Source organism: Streptomyces seoulensis (genome assembly GCF_022846655.1).
Classification (GTDB): domain Bacteria; phylum Actinomycetota; class Actinomycetes; order Streptomycetales; family Streptomycetaceae; genus Streptomyces.
The window spans coordinates 4104623-4119886 of the sequence record NZ_AP025667.1; the positions used below are offsets into that span (position 1 = coordinate 4104623).

A 15264-nucleotide genomic window follows, 5' to 3' on the forward strand; every position below is an offset into this window, starting at 1 on the left:
GCCCGTCCGCACCCGCGGCGGGTCCCCACCCGGAAAGTATGATCAAGCAATGTCTGACATGACCGAGACCACGCCCGGCTGGCTGACCACGGACGAGCTGGAGATGGCCAGGGCCCGGATGCCGATCCTGTACGTCGAGGCCGTGCCCGTGCGGGTGGACGACAGCGGCGAAGTCATCAGCATCGGGCTGCTGTTGCGCATCGGGCCGGACGGCACGGTCAGCCGCACGCTGGTCTCCGGCCGCGTCCTGCACCACGAGCGGGTCCGCGACGCGCTGCTGCGGCACCTGGAGAAGGACCTCGGGCCGGTCGCGCTGCCCCGGGTCCCGGCCTCCACCCAGCCGTTCACGGTCGCGGAGTACTTCCCCACCGCCGGTGTCACCCCGTACCACGACCCGCGCCAGCACGCGGTGTCGCTGGCATACATCGTGCCGGTGACCGGCGACTGCCGCCCACGGCAGGACGCGCTGGACCTCGTCTGGTTCACCCCGCAGGAAGCGGCCTCGGCGGCCCTGCACGGCGAGATGCCGGGCGGCCACGGCGCCCTGCTGAAGCAGGCGCTCGCGCACGTGGGCATCGTCTCCTAGCGCCCGCCCGGCCGGGGGCCTGAGGGTCCCCGGCCGGGGCCGTACCGCCCGTGGCGCACCAGACGCGGGCGTACGACCCTGGAGGCGGACGCCTCGAATGGAGACGACCTCGTGGTCGTCCAGCGGGAAGACGCGGATCGGGTCCCGCTCCGCGAAGGCGCGTGTCTCGGGCCTGACGCCCTTTCGTTCTCCTGGGCCGCCGGGCTCACGGACGGCCCCCAACACGATCGTCGCGTCTCGGCGGTGTCCGCACCAGGGCCGACCGGACCAGGCCGGCGCGTGAAGGAACTCCACGTCCGCACCGCTGACAGGGCCTGCCGGTCCCCCGGAGGGACCTGTGGCCGTGGCCCGAGCGGCCCGTTGCGGTCAGGCTGGTAGGTGGGCCGGCACGGCCCCCGGAAAGAGCCAGGGAGGTGAAGGCGATGCCCCGAACCGTGACCGCGGGCCTGGACGGCTCCGCCGAGAGCCGGGCCGCCGCCGAATGGGCGGCGCGCGAGGCACGGCTGCGCGGGCTGCCGCTGCGGCTCGTCCAGGCGTGGGAGCCGCTGCCCGACCCGCTGGCGCAGGCTCCGCTGCTCGGGGCCGAGGCCGAGCAGGACTGGATCGAGCGGGCGCCGCGCGAGAGCGCGGAGGGGCTGCGGCTGCGCCATCCCGGCCTGGAGGTGATCACCGAGCAGCACACCGGCGACCCGGTGGACGTGCTGTGCGAGGCCGCCGGGACGTCCGAACTGCTGGCGCTCGGCTCGCGCGGCCTGAGCGGGCTCCACGGGTTCATCGTGGGCTCGGTCGGCATGGCGGTCGCCGGGCACGCGGGGTGCCCGGTGGTGCTGGTGCGGGCGGGTGAGCAGGCCGCCGACGAGCACCTGGCGGACCCGGCGGGCATCCCGTCGGCCGCGACGCCGTTCCGGCCGGTCGTCCTCGGCCTGGACATCACCGCGCCGCACGCGGCCCTGCTGGAGTTCGCGTGTCGCACCGCCGCGCTGCGCGGCGCTCCGCTGCGGGTGGTGTACGCCTGGGTACCCCAGCCGCCGCCCCCGTACGACACTCCCGGCTACTCCTACGAGGCGGAGGCGCCCCCGGTCGCCGAGGCCGCGCTCGAACCACGGAACGCGTTCATGCTCGCCAGGGCGCTGGAGCCCTGGCGGAAGCGGTTCCCGGACGTCGACATGGCCGAGACGGCCGTCGAGGGCAGTGCCGGGTCGGTCCTGGTGGACGCCTCGCGCGACGCCTGCCTGGTCGTGGTGGGCCGCCGGGTGCGCAAGGGCCGGTTCGGCGCCCACCTCGGGCATGTCGCGCACGCCGTGCTGCACCACGCCGCCGGTCCCGTCGCCGTCGTCCCGCACGACTGACAGATAGGGAGAACACCATGGACGAGCCGATCGTGGTCGGCGTGGACGGTTCCGCGTCCAGCCTGGGCGCCGTGGACTGGGGCGCGGAGGAGGCGGCCCTGCGCGGGGCGCCGCTGCGCCTGGTGTACGCCTCGCTCTGGGAACGCTACGAGGGCGAGCTGGTCGCCCAGGAGCTGAACCGTCCCGTCGAGGAGGTCATGGCCAGGGACGTGGTCGGCACCGCGGAGGCACGGGCCCGCCAGCGGCGTCCCGGTCTGGAGGTGACCACGGATGTGCTGCCCGGCGAACCGGAGTACGCGCTCGTCCGGGAGAGCCGTACCGCCCGCGCGGTGGTGGTCGGCAGCCGGGGCCGTAGCGGGGTCACCGAGGCGCTGCTCGGTTCGGTGAGCCTGACGGTCGCCGGGCACGCGCACTGTCCGGTGTTCGTGCTGCGCGACGGTCCCGGCACGGAGGAGGCGGGGAGCACCCCGCGGATCGTACTGGCGGTCGGCGACAAGCCCGGCGACGCGGCCGCCGCCCGGTTCGCGGCCGAGGAGGCCGAGCTGCGCGGGCTGCCCCTGGAGGCGGTACGCGCCTGGCGGCGTCCCTCGGGCGTCTTCACCGGCCACGACCCGCACGGCGGCGACCCGGAGGAGACGGCGCTGGAAGCGGTGGCCGAAGCCCTGCGGGACGTACCGGAAGGGGTGGCGACGATCGGCCGGACGCCGGAGGGCCACAGCCGGGACGCCCTCCTCGAAGCGGCGCGGGGCGCCACCCTCCTCGTGGTGGGCGCCCAGCACCGGCACGGCGGCCTCGGCCTCCAGCTCGGCCGGGTGGCCCACGGCGTGCTCCACCGCGCGCCCTGCCCGGTCGCGGTGGTCCCGGAACAGGCGTGACACGGCGCTACCCCGACACCGTCTCCGCCCGGCCGGGCTCCACCTCGACGGAGCCCGCAGTCCGGTCGCACGCAGCAGGCGCAGAAGGGCTTCGCTTGGCCATGAGCCGAGCAGATCGCATGTGGCCCGGCGGGTAAAAGGGCCGACCGGCCCGGTTCGGGGTACCCGTGCGGCCCGGACCTGGAATCGGGTGCCGGCGTGGGCCGGGCGGCCCGTGCGCGGGAGCGCCGCGGCGGCGAAGCTGGAGACAGGGGCCGGTTCCGGGCCGTCAAGGCAGGCGCGGGGTCAGCAGCGGGCCGGCCGACGAGGTGAGGAGCGTCATGAAGGGCTTCGTCTTTCACGGACCGGGCCAGGCGTCCTGGGAGGACGTCCCGGACCCCGGGATCAAGGAGCCGACCGACGCGATCGTGAAGGTCGGCATGGTGTCCGTCTGCGGGACCGACCTGCACATCCTGAAGGGGGATGTGCCCGAGGTACCGCCCGGCACGGTGCTCGGCCACGAGGCGGTCGGCGAGATCGTCGACGTGGGCAGCGATGTGCGCACCGTACGGCCCGGCGACCGGGTGCTGATCTCGTGCATCACGTCGTGCGGCCGGTGCCGCTTCTGCCGGGAGGGCCGGTACGGGCAGTGCCTGGGCGGCGGCGGCTGGGTCCTCGGCCATCTCCTGGACGGCACCCAGGCCGAGTACGTCCGGGTCCCGCACGCCGACCTGTCCCTGCACCCGCTGCCGGCCTCCGTGCCGAGCGAGGTCGCGGTCCTGCTGGCGGACATCTTCCCGACCGCCTACGAGGTGGGCGTGCTCAACGGCCGGGTCCGCGCGGGCGACACGGTGGTGATCGTGGGCGCCGGGCCGATCGGGCTGGCGGCCGTCGTCGCCGCCCGGCTGTTCGCCCCCGAGCGGATCATCGTGGTGGACCTGGCCCGGTCCCGGTTGCAGGCGGCCCGGCGGCTCGGCGCGGACGTCGTGGCGCTGGCCGGGGAGGACCCCGGTCTCCTGGTGGACGACCTCACCGGCGGGCTCGGCGCGGACGTGGCCGTGGAGGCGGTCGGCGTGGCGGAGAGCTTCGAACTGTGCACCCGTGTGGTGCGGCCCTGCGGTCACGTGGCCAACGTCGGTGTGCACGGCGCCCCGGCGGTGCTGCACCTGGAGAACCTGTGGATCAGGGACGTCACCATCACGACGGGCCTGGTGGACACGTACTCCACCCCGACCCTGCTGCGGATGGCGGCGGCGGGACGGCTGCCGACCGCGGAACTGGTGACCCACACCTTCCCGCTGAACCACATGGCGGAGGCGTACGACGTGTTCGCGCACGCGGCCGAGACCGGTGCCCTGAAGGTGGTGCTGGGCGCGGACCGGCACGAGGTGGCCATCCCGATGCCGTGACCCTCGTCCCGCGCCGTCCCGCGCCGGGTGTGCGCATGGCTGCGGGTCGCGGAGGACGGTGTGGGGATGCCGCCGGGCGTGCGGCGCAGCATGACCGAGCGGGCCGAACAGCTCGGCGGGCGAAGGGAGTTGGGCACGAGTGAGAAGGGCGGGGCGGTGCTGGTGTGGACCGTGCCGCTTCCCGAGGGGCCGTGACGTCCGGTCAGGTGCGCGCCAGCGTCCGGTCAGGCGCGCCAGAGGGTGACCACGGCGGCGACGAGGGTGACCAGGGCGGAGAAGGCCACCATCACGGTTCTGAGGCGGGCGGGACGGCCGGGCGGAGGCTCGGGGGGCGGGTCGGGCGGCTGCATGAGCAGTCGGCACCAGGGGCATTCGTCGTCCGGTCCGCGCGGCGGCAGCCAGTGGACCTCCCCGGGCGGCGGTCTGCGCGTGTGGTCCCTGTCATCGGCGTCGTCTGCGTCGTCGGTGTCGTCCCGGTCATCTCTCATGTCACTCCGTGAGCGCGGTGGTCGCCGCGTCATGGTTGCGAAACCTAGGGCCTTTGCCTCACCTAACAGCGAGGCCCTGGGGAGAGGTTGCGGGTCATGCCTGCCGTACGACCGTTCTGCACATGCGCGAACGACCGGCCATGCCTTCGGCGGGCGCCGGGACGGAGCGAGGGTCAGCGACGGCGGTCCGCGCCGGCCACCACGCCGTAGGTGACGGCTCCGTAGACCAGATGGGGCACCACGTCCGAAACCCAGTCCTTGGCCGACCAGGTCTTCGGGTCGGTGACCCCGAGCTGGGCCATGGACGCGTCCGTGGCGGCCATGGCGAGGACGCCGGTCACCAGGCTCCCCGCCCACCACGGCATGCGCACACCGGCGCGGTGCACCAGGGAGACGACCACGCCGGTGGCGACGCCGACGCCGATGCCGCTGAGCGCGCCGAGCCCGGAGAGCCGGTTGTCCCGTGTCTCCCCCGTGCCGCCGACATGCAGGCCCACGTCCTCGGCGAGCTTGTCGGCGGCCTGGGCGGGCACGTCGCTGACGGACCTGCCCCGAAGGGCCATGTCGGCGTAGGTGGCGGCGTCGAGGGCGGTGGTACCGGCGGCGCCGGCCGCCGCACCGCGCAGGATGCTACGAATCATGCGCCCCCGAGTTCCCGGAACGCCGTGGGCGAACCGTGCGGGACCGCCGTACGGGTGACGGGCCTCCACACACCCGCAAAGAACCTGTCACACAAGGACCGGAATGCGGCCCCGGGCGGTGGCCGTTCTGAGTGGCATGACTGTTGGAGTAGCGCTCGACGCGTCCGGCGCCGGGAACCAGGTCGACGCCACCGTCCTCCTCGCCCGGGAGGCCGCGGCGGCGGGGCTGCGCTCGGCCTGGTTCGGGCAGACCTTCGGCGCGGACTCGCCCCAGCTCGCCGCGATCGTCGGCCGTGAGGTGCCGGAGCTCCACGTGGGTACCTCCGCGATCCCCGTCTTCGGCCGCCACCCCCTGATCGTCTCCGGCCAGGCCCAGACCGCCCAGGCCGCCACGCACGGCCGCTACCACCTCGGCCTGGCGCTGGGCACCAAGCTGCTCACCGAGGGCGGCTTCGGCCTGCCCTTCGAGCGTCCCGTCGCCCGGCTGCGCGAGTTCCTCACCGCGCTGCGCCAACTGACCGCGACCGGCAACGCCGACTTCCACGGCGAGCTGCTCACCGCCGTCACCCCGATCCCCGCGCGCGTGCCGGGCGCCGAGGGCGGGGTGCCCGTACTGGTCGCCGCGATGGGCCCGCAGGCACTCAAGGTCAGCGGCGAACTGGCCGACGGGATCCTGCCCTACCTGGCCGGGCCCCGGGCGCTGGAGCGGGACATCGTCCCCGCGGTCACCGCGGAGGCCGAGGCGGCGGGGCGGCCCGCGCCCCGGATCGTGGCCCTGGTGCCCGGCGTGGTCACGGACGACGTGGACGCCGTACGGGAGACGGCCACCGAACGGCTCGCGTTCTACGAGCAGATCCCGTCCTACGCCAGGGTCATCGAACTCTCCGGCGCCCGCCGCGCGTCGGACGTGGCCGTGATCGGCGACGAGAAGACGGTCGCCGCCGAGGTGCGCCGCTACCGGGACGCGGGCGCGACGGAGGTGGTCTTCGCCGGCACCGAGATGGCCGGGGACGCGGACCGGCTGCGCACCTGGGCCCTGCTCGGCGAGCTGGCGGGATGAGCCGTCCCCCCGTACACCCCCGTAGGCACGACGAAGGAGCACCGATGACCGCCCACGCCCCCGCGACCGACCCGCACGCCTTCACCGAGTCCTGGCAGGACTGGTACCGGGCGCACGAGGAACGGCTCGCCGACCCGCACGGCTTCCTCGCCGTCACCAGCCTGAACTGGCTGGACGAGCACCCGCAGCGCTTCCCCGACGCCCCCGGCGCCTGGCACACCGGACCCGGCGGCGTCACCGTGACCCTGGACGAGGGCGAGGAGCTGACCGTGGCCGGGGTGCCGGTGCGGGGCGAGCACCGCTTCGGCGTCGTCCCGGAGCGCGGCGGCGTCGAGGCGGTGTGGGGAGACGCGGTGATCGAGGTGGCCAAGCGCGGCGGACACGACATCGTCCGCCCCCGGCACCCGGACGCCCCGCTGCGCACCGCGTTCGCCGGCACGCCCGCCTACGCGCCCGACCCTCGCTGGGTCGTGACGGGCCGCTACGAGCCCTTCGCCGAGCCCCGCCCGACCACCGTGGGCGCCGCCGTCGAGGGCCTCGAGCACGTGTACGACGCGCCCGGCCGGATCGTGTTCGAGCTGGAGGGTCGCACACTGTCCCTGACCGCGTTCCCCGGCGGTGGCTCCGGCGGGCTGTCGGTGCTGTTCACCGACGAGACCTCCGGCCGCACCACGTACGCCGCGAACCGGGTCCTCTCCGTGGCGCCGCCCGCCGCCGACGGCACGGTGGTGCTCGACTTCAACCGGGCGGCGAACCTCCCCTGCGCCTACACCGACCTGGCCACCTGCCCACTGCCCCCGGCGGAGAACCGGCTCCCGCTGGCGATCGAGACGGGACTGAAGATCCCGCGCGAGCGCGGCGGGGCCTGACGGTACGTCAAGGGCCGTTGTGGCAACGGCCCTTGACCGATCCGGCTCAGTCGCGCGGGAAAAGGTGGTGGAGGGGCTCCCCGGCGGCGAACCGCCGTACCTGCTCGACGATCAGGCGCTCCGCGCGGGGGCGGAACGCGGCCGAACCGCCGGCGACGTGCGGGGTGAGGAGCACGCCGGGGGCGTGCCGCAGCGGGTGGTCGGCCGGCAGCGGTTCGGGGTCGGTGACGTCCAGGGCCGCGCGCAGCCTGCCGGTCCGGGTCTCGGCGAGCAGGGCCTCGGTGTCCAGCGTGCGGCCGCGGCCGACGTTGACGACGAGCGCGCCGTCGGGCAGCGCGGCCAGCTCCTCGGCGCCGAACATGCCGACGGTGTCCGGGTTCTCGGGCAGTACGAGCACGACGATGTCCGTCTCCGGCAGCAGCCCGGCCAGGTCGGCCACGGCGTGGACGCCCTCCTCGGGGCGGGCCCGCCGCGCGACCCGGACGACCTCCGCCTCACAGGCGCGCAGCCGGCGTTCCAGCGCCGCGCCGATGGAGCCGTAACCGACGATCGTGACGCGGGCGTCGGCGAGGGAGCGGGTGAAGTGGGGCTCCCAGCGGCCGGCGCCCTGGTCGGCGACCCACTGCGGGAGGTCCCGCTGGGCGGCGAGGATCAGCCCGAGGGCGTGTTCGGCGGTGGAGGCGTCGTGCAGGCCGCGGCCGTTGTGCAGGGTGGCCCCGGCGGGCATGAGGGGGACGAGCTTCTCGACCCCGGCGCTCAGTGACTGCACCGCCCGCAGGCCGGGCAGCTTCGGCAGCAGGCGTACGGCGTCGGGCACGGCGTAGGGCATGACCCACAGGCCGATGCGCGCGAGCACGTCGTCGGCGGGTTCGCTGCCGGGGGTGACGCCGTCCCACACCTGGACCTCCACGCCCTCGGGCCAGGGGCCGTGCTGCCGGTCCAGACCGGGCCAGGGCAGCAGGACGCCGGTGGCGGTGTGGTGCAGATCTCTGGTCATCGGACCCTCCGTCTCGTACCGTGCTTTCCGTCCAGTGAAACACTTTCCATCACACGGAAAACAGGGGGTCCGGGATGACAGCGACGTCACCCGCCACCGACACGGCAGCGGCGGCACCCGTACAGCAAGGCTTCTGGCGGTCCTCGCGCGCCCGGTATCTGATGCCGGTCGCGTTCGTCACGTACTCGCTCGCCTATCTAGACAAGTCCAACTACGCGATCGCGTCCGCCGGCGGCATGGCCGAGGACCTGCGGCTGTCCGCGGGGGCCGACTCCCTGATCGCCGCGTCGTTCTTCCTCGGCTACTTCTTCTTCCAGATCCCCGGCACGATCTACGCCGAACAGCGCAGCGCGCGGCGCCTGGTGGCCTGGTCCACGGTGGCCTGGGGTCTGCTCGCCGTGCTCCAGGGCCTGCTCAGCAGCCCCGGACAGCTCATCGCGGTCCGTTTCGCGCTGGGCGTCGTCGAGGGCGCGGTGCTGCCGTCGATGGTCATGCTGCTCGGCCGCTGGTTCACCCGAGGCGAGCGCGGCCGCGCCAACACCCTGCTGATCCTGGGCAATCCGGTCACCGTCATGTGGCTGTCGGCGGTCTCCGGCTGGCTGGTGTCGGTGTCCGACTGGCGGGTGATGTTCATCGCCGAGGGCGTGCCGTCGGTGGTGTGGGGCGTGTGCTGCCTGTGGCTGATCAAGGACCGCCCGGAGCAGGCACACAATCTCCCGGAGCCTGAACTCGCGCTGCTGCGTGCCGACTTGGCTGCGGAGCAGGCGGCCGCACCGCCGGTGACCGGCACCCTGCGCGAGCGGTACGGCCGTGTCATGCGCTCCCCCGCCGTGCTCACCATGGCCGCGCAGTACTTCTTCTGGTCCTTCGGCATGTACGGCTTCGTCTTCTGGCTCCCGGCCATCATCAAGAAGGGCTCCGGCGAGGGCATCGGCGCCACCGGCCTGCTCACCGCGATCCCGTACGCCTGCGCGGCGGTGGCGATGCTGTTCAACTCCCGCTTGTCCGACCGCAGCGGGCGCCGCCGGGTGGCCGTGTGGCCGTGGCTGGCGTGCGGCGGCCTCGCCCTGCTCGGCTCCTACGCGGCCGGCGGCGACTTCCCGCTGGCCCTCGCCCTGCTGGTGGTGGCGGGCGTGTGCCTGTACGCGCCGTACGGCCCGTACTTCGCCCTCGTCACCACCCTGGCCCCGCCCGGGATCGCTGGCGCGGCCGTCGCGCTGGTCAACTCCTTCGGCGCGCTCGGCTCGTTCGCCGGGACCTACCTGGTCGGCTGGGTACGCGGCACCGAGTTGGGCGACGCCGGCGCATTCGGCCTGATGGCGGGCTGCACCCTGCTCGCCGCGGCACTGACCCTCGCGGCGCCCGAGCCCGCGAAGAACGCCGACCCGGTCCCGGTACGGTGATCGTCGAAGCGGCGGCCGGACCCGCGTACGTACGGACGGCCGCCGCGCCCCACCCCACCCCGGCCACGACAGCGGCAGTGAACGACGAAAGGCGCGCACGGTGACCACACCATCCGGCGACGACATGCTGGGCCGGGGGCTGCGACTGCTCACCGTGCTGGCCGAGCACCCCGCCGGTCTCGGCGTCAGCGCCGCCGCCCGCGCCGCCCGGCTGCCCGTGAGCAGCGCCCACCGCATCCTCGGCCGGCTGATCGAGGAACGGTTCGCCACCTACGACGAGGAGGCCCGGCGCTACGCGCTCGGCTCCCGCGTCCTGGAGCTGTCCCGCGGCTTCCAGCGCTCCCCCGCGGGCTACTCCGCCGCCGCGGCCCCGATGCACCGGCTCGCCGCGCGCACCGGCCTGCCCGCCATCGCGGGCATCCTCGACGACAGCGAGGTCCTGCTCGTCCTCTCCGCGCAGGGCACCCAGCATCTGCAACTGCGCAACGCCGAGGGCACCCGCAACCCCTGGCACGCCACCTCCCTCGGCAAGGCGCTGGCCGCGTGGCTGCCGGAGGAGGAACGCGAACGCCTGCTGGCCGGCCCGCTCCCGGCGGTGACCCCCCGTACGATCACCGATCCCGGCCTGCTGCGCGCCGAGTTGGCCCTCGTACGGGAGCGGGGCTGGGCGGAGGTGGACGAGGAGAACGAGATCGGCGTCCGCTCGATCGCGGTGGCGCTGCCCGACACCCCGGAGGGCACCCCGCCGCTCGCCCTGTCCCTCGCCGCCACGGTCATCCTGACGGACGCCGGCCAACTCCGCGCACACGCGCCCGCGTTGCGGGAGTGCGCGGAGGAGGTGGCGGCGCGGATGTCACCCTGAGCCCGGCCGGCGCCCGCAGGGGCGTCAGCAGAACCAGCCGTCCTGGACCCAGCCCCGGCGGTTGATGTCGCCGTAGGCGAAGCCGTACGCCCAGCCGGACTGCTTGCTCTCCACCAGGAACGTCTGCCCCTTGCTGAGGGTGCCCGTCCAGGCGCCCAACGGCTCGGTGCGGACGAACAGGTCCTGGGCGCAGACGGTCTCGCGGGTACCGACGGTGCCGTTGGCGGCCTGTGCGGGAGCGGACCCCAGCAGCAGGACGGCACCGACGGCCGCCGCGAGCGCCGCGAAGCGGACGGTACGGGGTGCGGACATGCCCTTGCCTCCCAGATCCCGGCTCACCACGAGCCGTAGCCGCCGATGCATTCGTCGCGCACATAGCCCCAGTCGTTGGGACCGAAGTCGAAGGTGGCGGCCCAGCCGTTGTAGACGGGGTGCGCTCCTCGGGTGTGACCGACCTTGTCGCCTTGATACAGCGTCCGCACCAGGCCGCTGGGCCCGGAGGAACTGTCGTAGTTGGCGTAGAAGCTGGCGCTCTGACAGGTGATGACCGCGTGCTCCGGGACGACCACGGCATGGGCCGGGGCCGGGACCTGGAGCAGCGCGGCGGTGGCCAGCGCGGGGGCCGCGACGGCGAGGACTCGTCTGAGAACGGGCACGGCGCATCGACTCCTCGTGGGGGAGGTGTGGGTTGACGCGGGTAGACCGTAGCGCGTGTTGACATGCTCGCAACAGATGGCGCGACGCCGGGCCCTCGGCGTCGCCCGCATCCTCGGGGCGCAAGCCGCGTGGCCCTCCCCCCCTCCCACAGCGCGACGTGCCCGGCTCTGTCGTACGTGCACGGTCTCTCCGGTCAGCCAGGCATCGGCTCGGCGTAGCGCCGGAAGCCGGTCCGCTCGGCGTGGGGGGTGTGAAGGCGCACGCCCGCGCCGACCGACGCGGCCACGGCCGAGCCGCCCCGCCGGGCCACGGCGCGGGCCCTCACTCGATCACCGGCGGAGCCGACCTCCACCCCCGGCTCCAGCGGAGCGTCAGCCGGATCAGGCCCGCGAGGGTCAGCAGCCAGGTGGCGGCGAAGATCCAGAGCAGGACCGGGTGCGCGAAGGCCACGGCGACCGCGAGCAAGGTGAGGGACACGACGGCGAAGGCGGTCACGGCGACGGGGAGCGCGTGCGGCCGCCCTCGCAGGCGGGCCAGTGGGCCGGGGCGCGCGACCCGTGCCGCCCTGAGCCGCCGGGCCAACGCCGGGTCACGGCTGAGCGACCGCTCCATCTCGGCCAGTACCCGCTTCTCGTACGGGGACAGGCGGACTTCCTTCACGGTGAGCACCTCCCCACCAGATGCGCGGAAGCCGTCACCAGTGTTTCGGCGGTTCGGGGGCCCCCGGATGCAGCGCCCGCACCTGGGGGCCGCGCCGGTCGGACGCGGCCCCCTCCAGCACACACGGCGCGCTAGTCGAGCAGCGTGACCGAGTAGTCCAGCGTGGTGCCGGTGACGGTGTACGTCGCCGTCTGGCCGTTGTCGCAGTACGAGACGTACCGGTTGCCGTAGGCCGTGGTGCCGGCGACGGCGTCGACCACCGGACGCAGGTCGGTCCCCTCCGGGAACGACGTGGTCGTCAGGTCGATGGTCCGGGTCTGGTTCACGGGGTACGCGTCCGTCGACGGCGACTGCTCGCCGCTGCGGGTGCTCGCGGCCCAGGAGAGTACGAACCCCGAATTGTTCACCACCGCGACCTTCTGGACACAGGGCTCGGCCTGCGCGGGCGCGGCCTGCGCGGTCACCGCCGGGACGGCGGCGAGCGCGACGGCGCCCATCAGCGGCAGCGCGGTCCTGAAGAACTTGCGGTTCATCGCTCATCTCCCTCGGTAGGACGTGAAGTCCCTCATTCGGTAGGGGACTTGGGATGCGGCGCGAGTACCCGGAGACCCTGCGCAACCACTCCCGCCCTCAGGGCGACGCAGCTAATCGGCCATCCGTTCGGGCGGGAGCGGCACCGCCTCGCGCGCCACCACCCGGGACATCCGTCGCACCTGCTCGCCACCCCTACACCCGACCCCGCCACCGGGATCGACAGCGCGCCACCGGCTCCGGGCGGCCACGCGTCGTACGAGGCGGGGAGGAATGCGGAATGGCCGAATCCGAAGGCGGTCGGAGGGGCTTGGCGCCGAGCCGGGCCCGGCCCCTGCCCGACGACCTCGCGGAGCCCTAGACGGCACCGTCCTGGACGGGCTCACGGGAGTCCGGGCGATCGGGATCACCGGCCGGGGCGGCGGCACGCAGCGCCGCCTCGACGTGGCGGTTGCTGGTCATGGTCGACGTGACGGCGGTCATGGTGAGCAGGAGGCCCGCTGCGGCGTAGAGCGGGGTGCGCACGTCGTAGGTGGCGGCCAGCCAGCCGCCGAGGAAGGCGCCGAACGGGGCGGCGCACATGGCGAGCATGCGGGAGGTGGAGGCGACCCGCCCCATCAGGTGGGCGGGGACGATCGCCTGCCGCAGGGAGGGGCCGAGCACCATCGTGGCGCCCATGCCCGCTCCGCAGACGGCGAGCGCGAGTCCGGCGACGTACGGGTTCGGGGCGGCGGCGAGCCCCAGGATGGCGAGCCCCTCGACGGCGGCCGTGCAGGTGAGCGCGGCGCCGGTGCCGAGCCGCCGGCCGAGGAAGGAGGCGATGCCAGCGCCGAGCAGACCGCCGGTGGCCTCCGCCGTGAGGAGCAGGCCGAAGCCGAAGGTGTCGATGCCGAGACGATCGTGCGCGAAGAGGGCGAGCACGGTCTCCACCGCGAGGAAGGCGATGTTCCCGACCGCCGGACGCAGCGCGAGCCCGAGCAGCAACTGGTCCCGGAACACGTACGAGGCGCCGGCCCGCGCCTGCCGCAGCAGCGACTCGCGGGCCTGCGGTACCGGCCGGGGTACGGCAGGCAGCGACCGTACGAGCGCTGCGGAGAGTGCGAACGACACCGCGTCGGCGAGCAGCGGGACCGCCCGCCCGAGCGCGAGCAGGGCGCTGCCCGCAGGCGGCCCCGCGAAGCCGGACGCGGCGGTCTGGGCGCCGCGCAGGCGGGAGTTGGCGCGCTCCAGGAGCACGGGGTCGCGGCCGAGCAGATCCGGCAGATAGGCCGTGGCGGCCGTGTCGAAGAAGAGGCCGCCGAGGCCGAGCAGGAAGGCGACGGCCGCGAGCAGCGCAATGCTCAGCACGTCGAGCGCGGCCGCCGCAGCCGGTACGGCGAGCAGCACCGCACGCGCCGCGTCCATGACCCACATCGTGCTCCGCCGGTCCCAGCGGTCCACCAGCGCACCGCCGAGCACCCCGAAGAGCAGCCACGGCAGCGTTCCGGCGGCCGTGACGACGGCGAGCGCCATCGGGTCCCGCGTCAACGTCAGCGCGAGCAGCGGCAGCGCGGCATGTGACACCCCGTCACCGAGCGAGGACACCGTCTGCGCGGTCCACAGCCGTCCGAACCCGGTCGGCAACTTCTTGATCCCATAGGTCACTTGGCATCCCCTTCGGCCTGCTCGTGCGATCTCGGGTGGAACAGCGCGAAGACGAGCGACGCGTCCGGGAGCGAAGGGTCGGACAACTTGCGGTACTCCTGCGCCAGTTCCCGCAGCCGCGCCGCCAGCTCCGCGAACTGCTCGTCGGTGAGGCGCAGATGCGTCATCCCCACGTGGCGCTCGCCGTCCACCGGCGCCGCCTCCAGGTCCGCCACCGCGTGCCGCATCAGCACATCCGGTCCCCCCTCGCCCGGGTCCGGCAGCACGATCGACCGCGCGGCCATGGCGTAGTACCGCTCGGTGACCCCCCGGACCTTCCGCGTTCGCACCACCTTCACCAGGCCCGCGCGTTCGAGCAGCCGCACGTGATAGCTGGAACTCCCCTTCGCCAGCCCCACCCTCGCGGCGATCTGCGTGATCGTCGCGGGCTCGAAGCGGAGCACGGCCATGATTCGGTGCCGCGTGAGACTGGAAACCGCGCGCAGTTGTTCGTCCGTGGTGACGTGGAACGTCTCGGGCAGGTCGTCGGTAGGCATGCGGCTAATGGTCAACACTTCTTGACCATTGAGCAAGGGGTTTCGCCCGCCCAATCCGCACCTCATTCCGTACTGGACCGATCGGTCAATAATGGATACGGTTCCCTCGTGGCCAGGACCAAGGGATTCGACCCGGACGCGGTACTGCAGGCAGCCCTGGAGCTGTTCTGGCGGCGCGGATACGAGGCGACGTCGATGGCGGACCTCGTCGAGCACCTCGGCATCGGACGGGCCAGCATCTACGCGACCTTCGGCAACAAGCACGAGCTGTACCTGAAGGCGCTGGACCGGTACAACGAGACCCACGACCTGACTCTCCTGCGCGAACTGTCCCAGCCGGGCCCCGCGTTGCCGGTGGTACGGGCGGTGGTGCGGCGCTTCGCGGCCGAGGCGAGCCGCGAAGGCCGACGTGACAAGGGGTGCTTCGTCACCAACACGGCGGTCGAACTGGGCGCGTTCGACCCTGCGGCGTCCCGCCGGGTCGAGGTGAGCTGGAGTCACGTCGAGACCCTGCTGCACTCCGCGCTGGCGCGGGCCCACGCACAGGGCGAGCTGTCCGCGGACCGGGACCCGCGGGCGCTGGCACGGATGCTGCTGGTGCTGATGCAGGGCCTTCGCGTGGTCGGCAAGGCGTCCGGCGATCCGGGCCGGGTCCGGGACGCCGCCGAGCAGGCACTGCGGCTGCTGGACTGAGCGGCGGCCCACGCGGGCGGCCACA

Annotated in this window: 18 protein-coding genes; 9 read left to right on the forward strand and 9 right to left on the reverse strand. The window is 73.9% G+C overall.

The window, feature by feature from the left end:
- The first annotated feature begins 58 nt into the window (after positions 1–58).
- The 4 genes from HEK131_RS18930 to HEK131_RS18945 all read left to right on the forward strand — a co-directional run bounded on the left by HEK131_RS18930 (position 59) and on the right by HEK131_RS18945 (position 4198).
- Positions 59–586, forward strand: a complete 528-nt coding sequence (locus HEK131_RS18930) for an NUDIX hydrolase family protein (protein ID WP_217463773.1) — start codon at positions 59–61, stop codon at positions 584–586.
- 422 nt (positions 587–1008) lie between these two features.
- The gene (locus tag HEK131_RS18935) at positions 1009–1935 is read left to right on the forward strand and encodes a universal stress protein (RefSeq protein ID WP_244336276.1); all 927 of its coding nucleotides are present in this window, start codon (positions 1009–1011) and stop codon (positions 1933–1935) included.
- Between the two features lie 17 nt (positions 1936–1952).
- Complete coding sequence (locus tag HEK131_RS18940) at positions 1953–2810, forward strand: universal stress protein (protein ID WP_217463739.1); 858 nt, start codon at positions 1953–1955, stop codon at positions 2808–2810.
- Positions 2811–3130: 320 nt separating this feature from the next.
- A complete protein-coding gene (locus HEK131_RS18945; protein WP_217463740.1) occupies positions 3131–4198 on the forward strand; it encodes a zinc-dependent alcohol dehydrogenase family protein in 1068 nt (355 codons plus the stop codon).
- 224 nt (positions 4199–4422) lie between these two features.
- Here HEK131_RS18945 and HEK131_RS18950 read toward each other — a convergent pair whose 3' ends face one another.
- Together HEK131_RS18950 and HEK131_RS18955 are read right to left on the reverse strand one after the other, a co-directional pair.
- Positions 4423–4686 (reverse strand): hypothetical protein, encoded by a 264-nt coding sequence (locus tag HEK131_RS18950; protein ID WP_244336277.1) that lies wholly within the window; start codon positions 4684–4686, stop codon positions 4423–4425.
- Between the two features lie 173 nt (positions 4687–4859).
- The gene (locus HEK131_RS18955) at positions 4860–5327 is read right to left on the reverse strand and encodes a hypothetical protein (RefSeq protein ID WP_217463741.1); all 468 of its coding nucleotides are present in this window, start codon (positions 5325–5327) and stop codon (positions 4860–4862) included.
- Between the two features lie 136 nt (positions 5328–5463).
- On the opposite strand from HEK131_RS18955, the gene HEK131_RS18960 reads away from it, so the two are divergent.
- A complete protein-coding gene (locus HEK131_RS18960) occupies positions 5464–6387 on the forward strand; it encodes an LLM class F420-dependent oxidoreductase (RefSeq protein ID WP_244336278.1) in 924 nt (307 codons plus the stop codon).
- Between the two features lie 44 nt (positions 6388–6431).
- Positions 6432–7256: a DUF1684 domain-containing protein gene (locus HEK131_RS18965; protein WP_244336279.1), complete on the forward strand. Its 825-nt coding sequence runs from the start codon at positions 6432–6434 to the stop codon at positions 7254–7256.
- 46 nt (positions 7257–7302) lie between these two features.
- Here the strand turns inward: HEK131_RS18965 and HEK131_RS18970 are convergent, their stop codons facing one another.
- Positions 7303–8253 carry a 2-hydroxyacid dehydrogenase gene (locus HEK131_RS18970; RefSeq protein ID WP_244336280.1) on the reverse strand — a complete coding sequence of 317 codons (951 nt, stop codon included), beginning with the start codon at positions 8251–8253 and terminating at the stop codon, positions 7303–7305.
- Between the two features lie 74 nt (positions 8254–8327).
- On the opposite strand from HEK131_RS18970, the gene HEK131_RS18975 reads away from it, so the two are divergent.
- Together HEK131_RS18975 and HEK131_RS18980 are read left to right on the forward strand one after the other, a co-directional pair.
- Entirely contained in the window at positions 8328–9656 is a 1329-nt protein-coding gene (locus HEK131_RS18975; protein ID WP_244336281.1) for an MFS transporter, read from the forward strand.
- A 100-nt stretch (positions 9657–9756) separates the two neighbouring features.
- Entirely contained in the window at positions 9757–10518 is a 762-nt protein-coding gene (locus tag HEK131_RS18980; protein WP_244336282.1) for an IclR family transcriptional regulator, read from the forward strand.
- Positions 10519–10542: 24 nt separating this feature from the next.
- Here the strand turns inward: HEK131_RS18980 and HEK131_RS18985 are convergent, their stop codons facing one another.
- From HEK131_RS18985 to HEK131_RS19010, 6 genes are all read right to left on the reverse strand, one after another.
- Positions 10543–10830 carry a hypothetical protein gene (locus HEK131_RS18985; protein WP_217463746.1) on the reverse strand — a complete coding sequence of 96 codons (288 nt, stop codon included), beginning with the start codon at positions 10828–10830 and terminating at the stop codon, positions 10543–10545.
- A gap of 23 nt (positions 10831–10853) precedes the next feature.
- Positions 10854–11174, reverse strand: coding sequence for a hypothetical protein (locus HEK131_RS18990; protein WP_217463747.1), 321 nt, complete (start codon positions 11172–11174; stop codon positions 10854–10856).
- Positions 11175–11496: 322 nt separating this feature from the next.
- Positions 11497–11835, reverse strand: coding sequence for a DUF3040 domain-containing protein (locus HEK131_RS18995; RefSeq protein WP_217463748.1), 339 nt, complete (start codon positions 11833–11835; stop codon positions 11497–11499).
- 131 nt (positions 11836–11966) lie between these two features.
- Positions 11967–12368 carry a hypothetical protein gene (locus tag HEK131_RS19000; protein ID WP_217463749.1) on the reverse strand — a complete coding sequence of 134 codons (402 nt, stop codon included), beginning with the start codon at positions 12366–12368 and terminating at the stop codon, positions 11967–11969.
- Between the two features lie 355 nt (positions 12369–12723).
- The gene (locus HEK131_RS19005; protein WP_432215708.1) at positions 12724–13989 is read right to left on the reverse strand and encodes an MFS transporter; all 1266 of its coding nucleotides are present in this window, start codon (positions 13987–13989) and stop codon (positions 12724–12726) included.
- Between the two features lie 17 nt (positions 13990–14006).
- Positions 14007–14546 (reverse strand): ArsR/SmtB family transcription factor, encoded by a 540-nt coding sequence (locus tag HEK131_RS19010; RefSeq protein ID WP_244336284.1) that lies wholly within the window; start codon positions 14544–14546, stop codon positions 14007–14009.
- A 108-nt stretch (positions 14547–14654) separates the two neighbouring features.
- Here HEK131_RS19010 and HEK131_RS19015 point away from each other — a divergent pair, with 108 nt between their 5' ends.
- Positions 14655–15239, forward strand: coding sequence for a TetR/AcrR family transcriptional regulator (locus HEK131_RS19015; protein WP_244336285.1), 585 nt, complete (start codon positions 14655–14657; stop codon positions 15237–15239).
- Positions 15240–15264: the final 25 nt, after the last annotated feature.